At 57.8% G+C, this 15,219-nt stretch carries 14 protein-coding genes; 7 read left to right on the top strand and 7 right to left on the bottom strand.

Annotated elements, in window-relative coordinates:
- The first annotated feature begins 356 nt into the window (after positions 1-356).
- The 3 genes from RX972_RS16255 to RX972_RS16265 all read left to right on the top strand — a co-directional run bounded on the left by RX972_RS16255 (position 357) and on the right by RX972_RS16265 (position 2,992).
- Entirely contained in the window at positions 357-1,280 is a 924-nt protein-coding gene (locus tag RX972_RS16255; protein WP_231667651.1) for an aliphatic sulfonate ABC transporter substrate-binding protein, read from the top strand.
- A gap of 162 nt (positions 1,281-1,442) precedes the next feature.
- Entirely contained in the window at positions 1,443-2,276 is an 834-nt protein-coding gene (locus RX972_RS16260) for an ABC transporter permease (RefSeq protein ID WP_122808491.1), read from the top strand.
- A 2-nt stretch (positions 2,277-2,278) separates the two neighbouring features.
- Positions 2,279-2,992, top strand: a complete 714-nt coding sequence (locus RX972_RS16265; protein WP_122708853.1) for an ABC transporter ATP-binding protein — start codon at positions 2,279-2,281, stop codon at positions 2,990-2,992.
- A gap of 204 nt (positions 2,993-3,196) precedes the next feature.
- Here RX972_RS16265 and RX972_RS16270 read toward each other — a convergent pair whose 3' ends face one another.
- The 3 genes from RX972_RS16270 to RX972_RS16280 form a co-directional block, all read right to left on the bottom strand.
- The gene (locus RX972_RS16270; RefSeq protein WP_316876901.1) at positions 3,197-4,012 is read right to left on the bottom strand and encodes an ABC transporter ATP-binding protein; all 816 of its coding nucleotides are present in this window, start codon (positions 4,010-4,012) and stop codon (positions 3,197-3,199) included.
- Between the two features lie 2 nt (positions 4,013-4,014).
- Positions 4,015-4,875, bottom strand: coding sequence for an ABC transporter permease (locus RX972_RS16275; protein WP_099271072.1), 861 nt, complete (start codon positions 4,873-4,875; stop codon positions 4,015-4,017).
- A gap of 213 nt (positions 4,876-5,088) precedes the next feature.
- Entirely contained in the window at positions 5,089-5,898 is an 810-nt protein-coding gene (locus RX972_RS16280) for a class II aldolase/adducin family protein (protein WP_316876906.1), read from the bottom strand.
- Between the two features lie 381 nt (positions 5,899-6,279).
- Here RX972_RS16280 and RX972_RS16285 point away from each other — a divergent pair, with 381 nt between their 5' ends.
- Positions 6,280-7,089, top strand: a complete 810-nt coding sequence (locus RX972_RS16285) for a TauD/TfdA dioxygenase family protein (RefSeq protein ID WP_410478238.1) — start codon at positions 6,280-6,282, stop codon at positions 7,087-7,089.
- A gap of 211 nt (positions 7,090-7,300) precedes the next feature.
- On the top strand, positions 7,301-7,987 hold the full coding sequence (locus RX972_RS16290) for a peroxiredoxin-like family protein (protein WP_316876910.1): 687 nt from the start codon (positions 7,301-7,303) through the stop codon (positions 7,985-7,987).
- A gap of 143 nt (positions 7,988-8,130) precedes the next feature.
- On the opposite strand, the gene RX972_RS16295 is transcribed toward RX972_RS16290, so the two are convergent.
- Positions 8,131-9,081, bottom strand: a complete 951-nt coding sequence (locus RX972_RS16295) for a D-isomer specific 2-hydroxyacid dehydrogenase family protein (protein WP_231676648.1) — start codon at positions 9,079-9,081, stop codon at positions 8,131-8,133.
- A gap of 393 nt (positions 9,082-9,474) precedes the next feature.
- Positions 9,475-10,782: an LLM class flavin-dependent oxidoreductase gene (locus tag RX972_RS16300; protein ID WP_316876913.1), complete on the bottom strand. Its 1,308-nt coding sequence runs from the start codon at positions 10,780-10,782 to the stop codon at positions 9,475-9,477.
- A gap of 286 nt (positions 10,783-11,068) precedes the next feature.
- Between RX972_RS16300 and RX972_RS16305 the strand changes: the two genes are divergently transcribed.
- Positions 11,069-11,968 (top strand): AEC family transporter, encoded by a 900-nt coding sequence (locus tag RX972_RS16305; protein WP_316876916.1) that lies wholly within the window; start codon positions 11,069-11,071, stop codon positions 11,966-11,968.
- A gap of 19 nt (positions 11,969-11,987) precedes the next feature.
- On the opposite strand, the gene RX972_RS16310 is transcribed toward RX972_RS16305, so the two are convergent.
- Positions 11,988-12,329 (bottom strand): hypothetical protein, encoded by a 342-nt coding sequence (locus RX972_RS16310; protein ID WP_263267551.1) that lies wholly within the window; start codon positions 12,327-12,329, stop codon positions 11,988-11,990.
- Between the two features lie 324 nt (positions 12,330-12,653).
- The gene (ptrR, locus tag RX972_RS16315) at positions 12,654-13,520 is read right to left on the bottom strand and encodes a putrescine utilization regulator PtrR (RefSeq protein WP_027899167.1); all 867 of its coding nucleotides are present in this window, start codon (positions 13,518-13,520) and stop codon (positions 12,654-12,656) included.
- Between the two features lie 101 nt (positions 13,521-13,621).
- Between ptrR and RX972_RS16320 the strand changes: the two genes are divergently transcribed.
- On the top strand, positions 13,622-15,013 hold the full coding sequence (locus RX972_RS16320; RefSeq protein ID WP_316876921.1) for an aldehyde dehydrogenase family protein: 1,392 nt from the start codon (positions 13,622-13,624) through the stop codon (positions 15,011-15,013).
- Positions 15,014-15,219: the final 206 nt, after the last annotated feature.

Below are 15,219 nucleotides of genomic sequence, written 5' to 3' on the forward strand. Positions count from 1 at the left end.
CGCAGTGCCATGGACACAGCAGCCCCTGCAGAAAATGCATGACAGCCAAAATGGCCATCGTCCTTCACCACCGCAAAATGTTGCCCCAGCAACAGTCGCCCAACAGACTGTTCCTCCACCGACAGCAAACCCGTGCTGCGTCCCTTCCCAGCCCCTGTATTTCAACTCCCGCCCCTTTGGCACAGAGCCTGCAATATTCCTTTTAAGCAGGAAGCCGATCAGCTGACTGCCATTTTTGTGAATAAGAAAAAACTCTGCCATCGCCTTGCCTGGAGCTGTTCCAAATGAACGCTAAAACCCTGTTTTCCTTTACTCGCGTGAAGCTGTTGATCGGCGCCGGTGTGCTGGCTCTCGGCATGAATCCCTTAGCCTTCGCAGCAGAAACCGCTCCGGCGGAAGTGAAGCTGGATTACGCCTATTACTCGCCAGTGAGCCTGGTGCTCAAGCATTTCGGCTGGCTGGAAAAAGCCCTGCCTGACAGCAAAGTGGGTTGGGTGTTGAGCCAGGGCAGTAACCGCTCGCTGGAATACCTGAACAGCGGTGGCGTCGACTTCGCGTCCTCGGCCAGTCTGGCCGCCGTGCTCAGCCGCGCCAACGGCAGCCCGATCAAGTCAGTTTATGTCTACAGCCGCGCCGAATGGACCGCATTGCTGGTACGCAAGGATTCGCCGTACAAGACCATCGCCGATCTTAAAGGCAAGAAAATCGCCGCCACCAAAGGCACCGATCCGTACCTGTTCACCTTGCGCGCCCTGCAGCAGGCGGGTCTGAAAAAAGACGACGTGGAACTGGTGCACTTGCAGCATCCGGATGGCCGTACCGCACTGGAGAAAGGTGATGTGGACGCATGGGCCGGTCTTGATCCACACATGGCTGCCAGCGAAGTCCAGGCCGGTTCGCGCCTGCTGTACCGCAACAAGGACTTCAACAGCTATGGCGTGCTGAGCGTCACCGAGAAGTTTGCCAAGGAACATCCGCAGACCATCGAAACCGTGCTGAGTGCCTACGAAAAAGCCCGCGAATGGTCGGTCAAGCACCCGGATGAACTGGCTGAGTTACTGGCCAAGGAGTCCGGCCTGCCGCTGGACGTTGCCAAGCTGCAATTGACCCGCACCGACCTGAGCACTCCGCAATTGAGTGGCAAGGACGTCGCTTCGTCCAAGGGCGCAGCGCCGATTCTGGTATCAGAGGAACTGGTTCGCCGTGGCGTCAATGTTGACCAGGTTATTGATCAACTGATCGATCCTGCTTTCAGCAAGACCTTGACGGCGAGTAAGTAAAACCCAGAGCTGCTTCATTCCCCTTGTGGGAGCCGGGCTTGCCCGCGATAAGGCTGGACGCGATCTAAAGTGAATCGCGTCCAGCCTTATCGCGGGCAAGCCCGGCTCCCACAGGGGGAATGCATTCCAGTTCAGATGGTTATGTTTAGCTAGAGAACCCCCATGAACAGCAAAAGCAAAGACCTGCCAGCGCCGCTCGCGCTACCCACTCCGTCATCCGGCGCTGCATGGAAGCGGCGTAGCAAGGGCCTGGTGCTGCCGCTACTGATCATCGTATTTCTGGAGATCATCGTGCGCATCGGCTGGCTGCCCTCTTATCAGATGCCGGCGCCCAGCGAGATCGCTTTGACCCTTGGCGACCTCGCTGACGGACCATTGTGGAAACACATCAGCGCCAGCCTGTTGCGGGTGTTGATCGGCTTCGCAATCGGCACCAGCCTGGCATTGATTTTCGCTGCCTGGGTCGGCCTGAGCCGTGAAGCCGAAGCCTATCTGGAACCGACGTTCGCGGGTCTGCGCTCGATCCCCAGCCTGGCCTGGGTGCCGCTGCTGCTGTTATGGCTGGGCATCGACGAGACCTCGAAAATTGTCCTGATCGCAATCGGCGCGTTCTTTCCGGTGTACCTCAACGGCGTGGCGGCGATTCGTAATATCGACCGCAAACTGGTGGAAGTCGGCCAGATGTATGGCTTCAGCCGTGGCCGTCTGACCCGCCGCATTCTGTTACCCGCCGCCCTGCCCGGTCTGTTCACCGGCTTGCGCAGCGGCATGAGCCTGGCATGGATGTTTCTCGTCGCCGCAGAGCTGATCGCGGCCACTAAAGGCCTGGGCTATCTGCTCAGTGACGGACGGGAAACCTCGCGGCCTGACATCGTGCTGGCAGCCATTATCGTATTGGCGGTGCTCGGCAAAATCAGTGACGGCATTTTGGCCGGTCTGGAAAAGCGCTTTCTGGCCTGGCGCGACACGTTCAGTGGCCAGGGCACAGGAGAATAGAGATGAGCGAAGTCCTGTTGGATATCAACGTGCACCGCAAGTCGTTCGGCAGCACCACCGTGCTGCACAACGTGCATGTAAAACTACACGACCGTGAAGTCATCAGCTTGCTGGGACCCAGTGGCTGCGGCAAGAGCACACTTTTACGGATCGTCGCCGGGCTGGAAAAAGACTATCAGGGCGAGTTGAACCGCACCGCCGACGAAGTGGCGTTTGTGTTTCAGGAACCGCGCCTGATGCCGTGGCTGACGGTGGAGCAGAACATCGGTTTCAGCGACGACAAGCATTACGACAAGGCCTGGGTCACCCGGCTGATCGAAGAAGTCGGATTGACCGGGTTTGCCGATGCACTGCCCAAGGCGCTGTCCGGTGGCATGGCGCAACGCGTGGCCATTGCACGCGGGCTGTACTCGCATCCCAAAGTCCTGCTGCTGGACGAGCCGTTCAGCGCGGTGGACGCTTTTACCCGGATGAAGCTGCAGGATTTGCTGCTGCAGCTCGCCCAACGGCACGCCATCGCCCTGTTGCTGGTGACCCATGACGTGGATGAAGCGCTGTACCTGAGTGATCGGGTTCTGGTGATGGGCAACCGGCCGGGCAATATTCGTCAGGAGCTGGCCGTTGAACTGGCTCACCCGAGGGATCGGCGGGATGCCGTGTTGGCGAACCTCAAAGCGCTATCGCTGACAGAGTTGCAGCAGGCGCATGTGATTTGAGATTGAGCTAACACCACCCTGTTGCAAGCCTGTGCAAAACCTGTGGGACCGAATTCATTCGGGAAGGCGGTATTTCAGACGATACAAAGGCTGTGGATTTACCGGCCCCTTCGCGAATGAATTCGCTCCCACAGGATTTGTGTTTGCAGTCAAAAATAGCCCACATACAAAGGGTTTTCATTCACAAATCCAGCATTGAAAGGCTCACCGGACATTCGCAAACCGGCGCAGATTATCCTGCACCGCGGGCGCTTCTACCGCGTCATGAACCGCCGCGCTATCGACGCCCAGCAAGCCCAGCAATCGCGTGCGAATCGCCTGAAACCCCGTCTGCCCGGTGCTGCGCTGGCGTGGCAGATCAATACGCACTTCATCAGCGATCTTGCCCTGCTCCAGCACGATAACCCGGTCCGCCAGCAGGATGGCTTCGTCCACATCGTGGGTCACCAATAACACCGCCGGGGTGTGTTTGCGCCATAGCTCAATGATCAGTTGATGCATGCGGATCCGGGTCAGCGCATCCAGCGCGGCGAACGGTTCATCGAGCAACAGCAACCTGGGCTCGCGCACCAGCCCCCGGGCCAGTGCAACCCGCTGAGCTTCACCACCTGATAGGGTCGCCGGATAAGCATTGATCCGATGGGCCAGCCCCACCTCATTCAGCGCCTCGAGGGCTCGGGCATGTGGATTTTTGATATCCAGACCGAGCACGACGTTTTTCCAGGCGTTTTTCCACGGCATCAACCGTGGCTCCTGAAACACCGCCGCCCGTGCCAAGGGAACCCGCAATTGACCGCTGTCGATGGAGTCCAGCCCGGCCAGCGCCCGTAACAAGGTAGTTTTGCCCGAGCCACTGGCCCCCAGCAACGCGACGAACTCACCCGGCGCGATGTCCAGATTCAGCTCGTTGATCACCTTCTGCTGACCGAACTGACGGACCACATTACGCAGTTGTACCGGCGCAGGCTCTTTCGCCGGTAAAGGGGTTTGATGGGAATGCAAAACATCCAGAGCAGCCATGGTCAATTCCTTGCGAAAGTGGGACGCCAGGCCAGCGCATAGCGCTCCAGCGTGCGAATGATTGCGTCGATGACCAGCCCGAGAATGCTGTAGATCAACAGGCAAATAACGATCACGTCGGTACGCATGAAGTCCCTGGCATCACTGGCCAGATAGCCGATACCGGCGGTGGTGTTGATCTGTTCGACGAACACCAGCGCCAGCCAGGAAATCCCCAGCGAGTAACGCAGGCCGACGAAAAACGATGGCAACGAACCGGGCAGGATCACGTGCCAGATCAACTGGCGACGATTGAGGCCCAGGGTGTTGGCCGCTTCAATCAGCTTGGGGTCGATGTTGCGAATACCGGAGTACAGGTTGAGGTAAACCGGAAACGTGGTGCCGGTGACGATCAGCGCAATCTTGGTGAACTCGCCGATGCCGAACCAGAGGATGAACAACGGCACCAACGCCAGCGAAGGAATGGTGCGCAGCATCTGCAGGGGCGAGTCGAGGATCACCTCGCCTTTCTTCGACAGGCCGGTAATCAACGCGGCCACCACGCCGATGATCACACCAATACTCAACCCCAGCAGCGCCCGTTGCAGCGACACCCACAAGTGAGTGCCCAACTCGCCGGACTCGATCATCGCCCACAACGTCCCGCCGATTTGCGACGGCGCGGCAATTACCCGGCTGGGCAGCAGGCCGAGTTGTGAAGCCAACTCCCAAATCAACAGCAAGGCAATGGGGCTCAGCAGACGTACAGCAAAATCGGGGGCTTTCCAGCGCTCCCGACGTGCTGAAGTCGCGACGGACGGGGCCTTGTCGACGATCAGAAAACCGCCTTCCGAATGTTGTGAATCAAGGGCTTTTTCGGACATGGGTTTCTTCCTGAGACGTGAGACTTATCAAACGGGACCTATCAAAAAGTGCACATTATTGAATTGAAATGCATTTTCTTTAGGAGCTGCCGAAGGCTGCGAAACGATCATCCAAACAAACCGCCATCGCAGCCTTCGGCAGCTCCTACAAATCCAATGCTTGCCGCGAGGTAGCGTCGTGCCATGGAGACCGGGGCTACCGGCAACAGAAACTCACTCTTTATAAGAAGTATCAGTCCGCTCCAGTTCACGAATCAGTGCATTCCAGTGACGGGCAACGCCTGGGCCATGGCCATCTGCGAAAACCTTGGCCTGCTCTTCAACCCGGGCCACGACTTCAGCCGGTGGATAGATCAGCTCGTCATTGCCCGCCGATTGCGCCGCCACCTGAATATTGCAGGCGTATTCCAGACGATGCAGTTGCTGGAACGCATGCTCAACGCTGACACCGCCGGTCAACAGGCCGTGGTTACGCAGGATCATCACGCTCTTGTCGCCCAGATCCTCCACCAGTCTTTCGCGCTCGTCGAGGTCCAGCGCCACACCTTCGTAGCCGTGATAAGCAATGCGCCCTGAAAAGCCCAGTGAGTGTTGAGAGATCGGCAGCAAACCGCCTTTTTGCGCTGAAACAGCGATGCCATCGCGGGTATGGGTGTGCAGCACCGCCACCAGATCGTGGCGCGCAGCATGGATAGCGCTATGAATGACATAACCTGCGTAGTTGATGCCCAAGCCGGTCGGGTCGTCGACGATGGTCCCGTCGAGATCGACCTTGACCAGATTCGACGCGCTGATTTCATCGAACAGCAAGCCGAAAGCGTTGATCAGGAAGTGCTCTTCCTTGCCTGGCACGCGCGCCGAAAAGTGCGTGTAGATGTGGTCGGTCCAGCGTTTCTGCGCCGCCAGACGATAAGCCGCCGCCAGCTTGACCCGTACCTCCCACTCTTCTGGCGATACACGCTCGCGGACGCTGCCGGAACCGGACTGTTGGGACTGTAGAGGCAAGGGACTGACATTGCTCATGGGGCTGCTCCATAAAAATGCGGGACCGACAGATGCGGTACATGTGGGAGCAGCCTAAACGCATAAGAAACCATTTAAAAAGCACATTTTAATCTAAGCTAATTATTAAATTTACTGATCTTGAAACCGGCAACCTGTTGCACCTCTAAAATCAATTAATGCATTTTTGTTCTATGTTAATAATAAATAAATAGCATATTAAAAATAATCATTATGCTTATATCTCGAGCTGCACAACAGCATTCCTACCCGACCCCTCTCCAGGCGGAGGTTAATCCTTAACAACAAAGAGAGTGACACCGCCATGTCCACGATTCCTGAGCAGCAGGTCCAATCCCCTTCTCGCCAACAACCTGCATTGCAAGTAGTCAGGTCCCTGAACTGGAGCCCACCATCGGTGCAGAGATTGCCGGAGTGGACCTGACCCGGCCCATCTCGCCCCAACAACGCGATGAAATCCGCGCGTTGTTGCTGGAACACAAAGTGATTTTCTTCCGCGACCAGAACATCGACAGCGCGCAACAGATCGCTTTTGCCAAGGAGTTCGGCGAGCTGTACGAACACCCGACCACGCAAAAGAACGACACCAGCAAACCCTACGCACACTTGATTCAGGCCCAAGAGGCACGAGAGCTGTACGGTCCGAAAACCACGGGACGTTGGCACACCGACACCAGTTGGTTACTGAAGCCTACGTTTGGCGCGGTACTGCGGGCGGTGGACTTGCCGGAAGTCGGTGGCGATACCGTCTGGGCCGACGCCGGTGCGGTGTATCGGGCATTGCCGGATCAACTGCGCGAAGAAATCGACACGCTGTTTGTCGTCCACGACTTCAAAAAATCCCTGGATGCAGTGGGCTACGACTACCCGATCCTGGCGCATCCACTGGTGCGTACCCATCCGGAAACCGGCGAAGACAGCCTGTTCATCAACTTCTCGCAAAACCCTTCAGTGATCGGCTGGGAACCTGAGCGCAGCAAGCGACTGATCGAACGCCTGCTTCAGGCATTCAACAAGCCGGAACACCACGTGCGCTTCAAATGGCGCGAGCACTCCATCGCCTTCTGGGACAACCGCTCCACCCTGCACTACCCGGTCTACAACTACGGCGACTACCCGCGACGCATGGAACGCGTGCTGATCGCCGACGATGATATTCCGCATCGAGTGCGGCGTCCGGCCAACGCATGAACCAAACATTCAAGCCAAGTGACTCCCCGTGGGAGCACGGCTTGCCGGCGATAAGGCTGGACTCGGTTCACTTCAGACCGCGGTGAACTTATCGCTGGCAAACCATGCCTCCCGCAGAAGTGCGCGCAAGCAACATCTGCGTGCCCCAAGGAAGCCGTCATGCATAAAAGCAAACCCCTTCCCCAGTAAACTGACATCAGGAGCTTCACCCATGAGCGAATCACTGAATCAACTGTTGGCAGACCTGCATGCCGAACGCCTGGCCAACTGGGCACCGGAAGCCTTGCAGGTCAATATCAACCAGCGCCAGACCCTTGTGGATGCCGCGCAACATGCGCGCTTTGTGCAGCGCGGCGATCCGATCCCGGACTTCCAGTTGCTCAACGTCGAAGGCGGTACGCTGACGCGTGAAAAACTCACGGCCTATGGCTCCGCAGTGTTGATTTTCTTCCGTTTTGCGGGCTGCCCGGCGTGCAACATTGCCCTGCCTTACTACCAGCGCCAGTTGTTCCCGAAACTGCAGGCATTGGGTGTGCCGCTGGTAGCCGTCAGCCCGCAAGTACCGGAACGGCTGATCGAGATCAAACAGCGTCATGACTTGCAGTTTCAGGTCGCGACCGACAAGGACAATACCCTGGCGCGGCAACTGGGCATTCTCTACAGCTTCGACGAAGCGTCGCGCAAAGCGGCTTTGAGCAAAGGTGGCGGCGGTATTGGCGAAGTCACGGGCACCGGCACCTGGGAATTGCCGCAACCGGCAGTGGTGGTGATCGGTCAGCACGGCGAAGTGATCTTTGCTGAAGTCAGCCCGGACTGGCTGGTGCGCACCGAAGCCGAGGTGATCGTACAGGCGGTCAGCGAAGCCCTGGGTGAACGCGAGGTACAGATCGCGGTTTGAAATTGAATGCGATTCTGTTTGTAGAAAACACTGGCCCTGTAGGAGCTCACCGAGGTTACGAGGCCAGCGATGGCGGTTTGTCTGACACTCCGTTATCGCTGGCCTCGTAACCTCGGTGAGCTCCTACAGGGACCGTGCTTGCCTCAATACCCCCGCTTGAAATCCACCCGTTCAGCCAGTGGGTCGCCCTTGTGGAAACGCAGCAGGTTGCTCACGAACTGGTCGACAACATTACCCCACAGGTCGCCGGTAGCCGGGGAAACGTGTGGCGACAGGCGGATTTTCGGGTGGCTGTAGAACGGATGGTCGGCGGGAGATGGCTCCTTCTGGGCGACATCCAGCGTTGCCCGACTCAACTGCCCGGCATCCAGCGCAGCCACCAATGCCTCCTCATCGACCAGACTGCCCCGTGCGATGTTGATCAGGTGCAGACCTGGCTTGGCGTGACTCAACAACTCGGCGTTGACCAGATGCCGCGTCTCCTCCGTAGCAGGGGCCGCGACGACCACATGATCAGACTCCGCAAACAATGCCTGCAGAGTCTTCGCACGCTCAACGCCCGGCACATAAAACGGCTTGCCTGAATGATTGGTCGCGATCACCTTCACGCCCAACGCTTGTGCGCGAATCGCCAACGCACTGCCTATCGCGCCAAAGCCAACAATTCCCAACACGCTGCCACTGACCAGTTGTAGAGAATGCCGCTGCCACTGCGATGCTTCGGAGATCCAGACCTCGGGAAAGCGCTTGGCACTGGCAAGAATCGCCGCCAACGCAAACTCCGCTACGGCCACCGCAGACGTGCCACGGGCCGACGTGACCTGCGGCACTTCAAACAGCCATTCCGGGTAGGTATCAATGCCGGAAGAAGACAGGTGAATCCATTGCAGGTTGAACGGCCAGCCCTCTGGACGTGGCGGCTTCTCACCACTGCCCGCGCGGAACACCGGGCGTGCCAGCAAAATAGTCGCCTCGGCGGGAATAGAGCTCGGCGCACCGGTGCCAACCGGCACAAATGAGTACTCAGGCAAACGCTGACGCAGCAGCTCGTTGACCTCTTCGTCATGCTGAGTGGCAATTACAGTCTGTGTCATGAAAACCTCGTGGCTAGAACGCGGGTGGCGCGCAAGGCCACCCGTTCATGGTTAACGGCCATGAGGCCGGATTGAGCATGAACATAAGCGTTGAACACAGGCCTGTGAAATGCCAATGCGATCTAACCTAATATTATTATTTATTATTAATTTATTTTTTTATATCAGCATATGGCATGAATATGCATGTTCCGAGATGAACCCGGTCCTGTACAGACTGTGCAGGAGTGAGCTTGCTCGCGATGCGATGCGTCAGCGAAAAATGTGTTGCCTGACGCGATGCAATCGCGGGCAAGCGCGCTCCTACAGCTGAAAACCATCCCATGCCGGATAGTTATTTCATATCTGATGAGAGCTCGCGGACTCCTACAGAATCAGACTCGACCTCGAAAGCTACCCGTGCCGATTGGCCGGAATGGGCAAGCCAAGGTGTTCGCGCAACGTTGTGCCGCTGTATTCCTCGCGGAACAGCTTGTGCTTGCGCAGGATCGGCAGCACGCCGTCGATGAAATGATTCAGGCCTTCAGGGAAGTAAGCCGGCATAAGGTTAAAGCCGTCAGCAGCCTCCCCCTCAAACCAGGCGATCAATTCATCGGCCACGGTTTGTGGCGTGCCGACGATGATTTTGTGGCCGCGGGCACCGGCCGCCAGGTTGCAGATCTGCCTCAGGGTCAGCCCGTCCCGATGGGACAGGTCCAGCAATAACTGAGCACGGCTTTTCATGTTTTGCGGCAGTGGCAAGTCCGGCAGCGGCTGATCCAGATCGAACCCGGACAAATCGTGGCCAAGACGGTCGGCGACCATCAATAACGCTGCTTCCTGATCGGTCCAGCTTTGCAGTTGATCAAAGCGCGCCTGCGCCTCGGCGGCCGTTGCGCCAAGGATCGGCATAACGCCCGGCATCACCAGACAATGTTCCGGTTTGCGGCCCTGAGCGACGACCTGGCCTTTGAGGTCACGATAAAATTCCTGGGCCTCGGCCAGGCCCTGCTGAGCGGTGAACACCACTTCGCCGATTCGCGCCGCCAATGCCATGCCCGGCCCCGACGATCCGGCCTGAATCAATACCGGATGACCTTGCGGCCCACGGGTGACGTTCAACGGTCCGGCGATAGAGAAAAACTCGCCTTTATGATCCAGCCCATGCAGCTTGGCCGGGTCGAGAAAGACGCCGGTATCCGGGTCTTGTACATAGGCATCATCTTCCCAGCTGTCCCACAGACCACGCACCACATCGACAAACTCTTCGGCGACCGCGTAGCGCTGAGCGTGGTCAGGATGGGTGGCGCGGGTGAAGTTGGCGGCGCTGTCATAACCAGTTGTGACTACGTTCCAGGCAGCCCGCCCTGCGGACAGATGATCAAGCGTGGCGAACTGTCGGGCGATGGTGTACGGCTCGCTGTAGGTAGTAGATGCCGTGGCGGCCAAACCGATTTTTTCGGTGATGGACGCCAGTGCGCCGAGCAGTGCTACCGGCTCAAGGCGCACGATCATCGACGGGGGCTCCTTGCCATTGGTGACCAGTTTGTCGCCGAAGAACACCATGTCGAATTTGGCTCGTTCAGCGGCCAGGGTCAGTTGGCGGATCAGCGGGAAGTTCTCGCTGCCTGCCTGGGCGCCAGGGTAACGCCAGCCCGCAGAATGATGACCTGCGGCCTGAATGAACAGGCCCAGGCGCATATGTCGATCAAGCTTGCTCATGGAATGGCTCGGCAGTTGAGTGGGCGAAAGTGGTTTTAAGCATAGAATCAAAAGGAATATAAAATTTGTATATACATATTATTTTATAATAAGAAAAATTGCCGTTGGCTGTCCATGTCTTAAGTTCCAACAGGGCCATACCTGACACAGCAGAGTCGCAGAGCGGAAAAAGCCCTTTGTAGGAGCCCGCGTCTGCTGCGCAACGGCGTGGGGTAGGGAATCCCAAGGTAGGAAATCACACCATACGAAGTAATAATGCCCGCACTTTTTTCCGGAGCTTTCTGCCGTGGCCGTCCCGCAAGCTATCTTGCCGATCTTTCTGTTGATTATTCTGGGCTATTTTCTACGCCGTCGTGGCACGCTGACAGCGGAGAGTAACAAGGCCTTCGGCGAACTGGCTTTCAAGCTGTTCATGCCTATGGTGCTGTTCATCGGCATGGCCAAAGCCCCGTTGCATGACGGCTTGAACACGACGATTCTCGCCGCCTACTTCATACCCGCGCTGATCATCTTTGCCGGGGTGAATCTGGTCGCTCACTGGCGCATCGGTCATCCGACGCCTTTTGGCCTGACCGCAGCGTTTGGTAATAACGGGTTGATGGGTATTGCCCTGGTTGCCAGTCTGTTCGGCAATCCCGGTCTGGTGCTGCTGTTCACCATTCTGGCGGTGCACAGCCTGTTGTTGTTCAGCTTCCAGAGCCTTTACAACAGCCTTGCCGGTGATGAGCCTTTCAGTTTCAAGACCCTGGTTGGCAGCCTCGCCAACCCGATGATCATCGGCCTCTTGCTCGGCGTTCTGCTTAACCTGTCGGGCCTGACAATGCCGCTATGGGCCGATCATTTGACCACCTGGCTGGCTCAGGCTGCATTGCCCTGCGCCTTGATCGTGCTCGGCGGCAATCTCGCGGGTTACCGTCTGCGGCCCAGTATCGAAGCGGTCGGGATTACTGTCGCCAAACTCCTGATCATGCCGGTACTGGTGCTGGTGACTTGCATGATTATGGGGATTAGCGGCACACCACGGGCCGTATTGATGCTGATGGCGGCGACGCCTTGCGGACTGAATGTACTGGGCTTCTCACGGACGCAAGAAGACGTACGGAAAACCAGCTCGGCCATTTGCCTGTCGACGCTGGTATCAGCGGCAACCATGCCGATGTGGATGTGGGTCGAAAGCTGGGTTTGATCATTCTGACGTCAGCCTCTTACAAGCACTCCTGAGCAGCCTGTTCGAAACTGGAAGGCGTAAAGCTGGAAGCCAGCAATCGGCGCTCATAAAGAAACACTTTGCCGCCGGCCGGGGCTTTGTATGCCTCGATCACGTTGTCCGCCGCCACAGCGCTGGAAACCACGACCCGATAATGACGCTGGCTTTGCGAGAGCGTCGGCGTGAACTTGCGGTCCTGCAATTTCGGCATCAGGCAGTCTGTGTACTGCTCAGGGGACTTCGCCGTCTGCAATACCAGCGTCGGCTGATTGGGAGCAGTGGTACAACCCGCCAGCAATGAAACGGCAACCGCGGCGGTGCAAACAAGAGAAAGGCGCATGGACAAAATCCTGAACGAAAAAAATCTGCCGATTGGGCAGGGTCTTCAATGCAGGGCATTTTCCGGATTTGCGGAGGAAACAGAAGTTGTCTGTCGTGATGGTGAATATTGTCGGGAGCAATAGTTCTGCGGCTGACCGGGATTCAACCAACGGGCTGCAGGAGATCGCCTTGTGTCCCTGCCACGGCAAACATGGATCCAAGGAGCTGCCGAAAGCTGCGATCGCGCTGTAGCAGAAGAAATGCTTCGCAGCCTCCGGCAGCTCCTACAGGACCAATGTTTGCTGGGCGACAGCGCGGTGCCAGGGACGCCGAGGATGCAGGGCTAAACCACCCCCCGCTCCTCCAGCATGCGCACAAACATGGTCAGGCTGCGGGACACTGTGCCTTTGCGCCACACCAGCCAGGTGCGCAAAAAGCGGAACGCCTCTGCCATCGGCCATACGCTGACCGTGGTGCAGCCCGGCATGCTCTGCAACATGCTGCGCGGCATGAGTGCCAGACCGGCACCGGCGCTGACACACGCCAGCATGCCGTGATACGACTCCATTTCAAATATCTTGCCGGGCACCGCCGCGTCGGCGGCGAACCACTGTTCGAAGTGATGCCGGTAGGAGCAGTTGGAGCGGAAGGCATAAATATTCTCGCCGCTAACATCCAGCGCTCGACTGATCGGCGCATGGCTGAGCGGCGCAATCAGCACCATCTCCTCCTCGAACGCAGGCACACCTTCAAGTGCGGGATGCAAAACCGGGCCGTCGACAAACGCCGCCACCAGCCGACCGGCCAGTACGGCGTCGATCATGGTTCCGGACGGCCCGGTGGAAAGATCCAGTTCGACCTTCGAGTACTGCTGATTGTAGGCGGCGAGCAATTCGGGAATCCGCACCGCCGCCGTGCTCTCAAGCGAGCCAAGAGCAAATGATCCCTGAGGCTCTTCACCGGCAACCGTGGCGCGGGCCTCTCCTACCAGGTCGAGAATGCGCCGGGCGTAATCGAGAAAACTCCAGCCTGCGGGGGAAAGACGCAACCTGCTTTTCTCCCGAATGAACAGATCCACGCCCAGATCCTGCTCCAGCTGTTTGATCCGGGTGGTCAGGTTGGAAGGCACGCGATGAATGTGCTGCGCCGCAGCGCTGATGCTGCCCTGCTCGGCAACGGCCTTGAACATTTCCAGCTGAACCAGATCCACGCCATTCTCCTTTCGTGAAAGATATGCTCAGTATTATTCAGTTTTCATAAAAATAACAACGCCGTAACCTGAACTCATTCCCCACCCAGCAGGACGGTGCAATGACTACTATCTCCAGCGTTTCCCATGCGATTTCGGTCAACCCCGCCAACGGCGAACAGATCGGCCATTATTCTTTTGAATCTGATTCCGCTCTGGACGCCACTTTGTCCCGAGCTTCCACTGGGTTCGCTACCTGGCGTAAAACCCCGGTTACTCAGCGCGCACAACTGATGATTGCGCTCGCCAAAGCCTTGCGGGACAACGCCGCCAACATGGCGAACATGATCACTCAGGAAATGGGCAAGCCGATTACCCAAGCCCGAGGCGAAATTGAAAAGTGCGCGCAGCTCTGCGAGTGGTACGCCGAACACGGCCCGGCCATGCTCAGCGCCGAACCGACGCTGGTTGAAGGCGGCAAAGCGCAAATTGAATACCGCCCGCTCGGTCCGATCCTCGCGGTAATGCCGTGGAATTTCCCGGTCTGGCAGGTGCTGCGTGGCGCGGTTCCGGTACTGCTCGCGGGTAATACCTATGTGCTGAAACACGCGCCCAATGTGATGGGCAGTGCTTATCTGATGCTGGACGCCTTCAAGCGCGCGGGTTTTACCGACGGTGTCTTTGAAGTCATCAACGTGACGCCAGAGGGCGTTTCCAAGGCGATTGCCGATCCACGCATTGCAGCGGTGACCCTGACCGGTAGCGTGCGGGCTGGCATGGCGATCGGCGCGCAAGCTGGCGCGGCGCTGAAGAAATGCGTGCTGGAGCTGGGCGGCTCCGACCCGTTTATCGTGCTCAACGATGCAAATCTGGACGAAGCGGTAAAAGCCGCAGTAATCGGGCGCTTCCAGAACAGCGGACAAGTCTGCGCAGCCGCCAAGCGCCTGATTATCGAAGAAGGGGTGGTCGAGGAATTCACCCGCAAATTCGTCGATGCAACACGTCAGCTCTCGGTCGGTGATCCATTGCTGGCAGACACTTACGTCGGCCCGATGGCGCGTTTCGATCTGCGAGATGAGCTGGACGGCCAGGTGCAAGCCACGCTGAAAGAAGGCGCGACGTTGTTGCTTGGCGGCAAGAAAGCCCAAAGCGCTGGCAATTTCTATGAGCCGACGGTTTTCGCCGATGTCACTGACCAGATGACCTCGTTCAAGGAGGAGTTATTCGGCCCGGTTGCCTCAATCATTACTGCGCGGGATGCCGAACATGCCCTGGCACTGGCCAACGACAGCGAGTTCGGTCTTACCGCAACTATCTATACCCGCGACGTTGATCGGGCACGCAAAATGGCTGACGAACTGGAAACCGGTGGCGTATTCATCAACGGCTACAGCGGCAGCGATCCAAGGGTAAGCTTTGGTGGCGTGAAGAAAAGTGGGTTTGGCCGCGAGCTGTCGCACTTCGGCCTGCGCGAATTCTGCAATGCGCAGACCGTCTGGCTGGATCGTCGTTAAGCGCCTGGTACACCCTCTGCCGCCTGCGCTAACACACGAGCAATTTTAAGCCACTGTGGCGGCGAGGCGGTGTTTCTGTCTGACCGGCTGTATCTGTGGATTTACATAGACTCTGTGGGAGCCGGGCTTGCCCTAATGCCAGTCAGTTAAGGAATTGACTTGTCCGTCCACCGAGAATAAAAAACGGGCTCCGTCGATCAGAGCCC

The sequence above is a fragment of the Pseudomonas syringae group sp. J309-1 genome (assembly GCF_032582135.1).
GTDB classification, from domain to species: Bacteria; Pseudomonadota; Gammaproteobacteria; order Pseudomonadales; family Pseudomonadaceae; genus Aquipseudomonas; species Aquipseudomonas quasicaspiana.

Bases quoted from the DNA above. Each gene is read 5' to 3' on its own strand.
- RX972_RS16300 (WP_316876913.1), bottom strand. From the start codon at position 10,782: ATGAGCAAGCTTGATCGACATATGCGCCTGGGCCTGTTCATTCAGGCC.
- RX972_RS16320 (WP_316876921.1), top strand. From the start codon at position 13,622: ATGACTACTATCTCCAGCGTTTCCCATGCGATTTCGGTCAACCCCGCC.
- RX972_RS16255 (WP_231667651.1), top strand. From the start codon at position 357: ATGAATCCCTTAGCCTTCGCAGCAGAAACCGCTCCGGCGGAAGTGAAG.
- RX972_RS16280 (WP_316876906.1), bottom strand. From the start codon at position 5,898: ATGAGCAATGTCAGTCCCTTGCCTCTACAGTCCCAACAGTCCGGTTCC.
- RX972_RS16295 (WP_231676648.1), bottom strand. From the start codon at position 9,081: ATGACACAGACTGTAATTGCCACTCAGCATGACGAAGAGGTCAACGAG.
- RX972_RS16275 (WP_099271072.1), bottom strand. From the start codon at position 4,875: ATGTCCGAAAAAGCCCTTGATTCACAACATTCGGAAGGCGGTTTTCTG.
- RX972_RS16265 (WP_122708853.1), top strand. From the start codon at position 2,279: ATGAGCGAAGTCCTGTTGGATATCAACGTGCACCGCAAGTCGTTCGGC.
- RX972_RS16290 (WP_316876910.1), top strand. From the start codon at position 7,301: ATGAGCGAATCACTGAATCAACTGTTGGCAGACCTGCATGCCGAACGC.
- RX972_RS16260 (WP_122808491.1), top strand. From the start codon at position 1,443: ATGAACAGCAAAAGCAAAGACCTGCCAGCGCCGCTCGCGCTACCCACT.
- RX972_RS16310 (WP_263267551.1), bottom strand. From the start codon at position 12,329: ATGCGCCTTTCTCTTGTTTGCACCGCCGCGGTTGCCGTTTCATTGCTG.
- RX972_RS16270 (WP_316876901.1), bottom strand. From the start codon at position 4,012: ATGGCTGCTCTGGATGTTTTGCATTCCCATCAAACCCCTTTACCGGCG.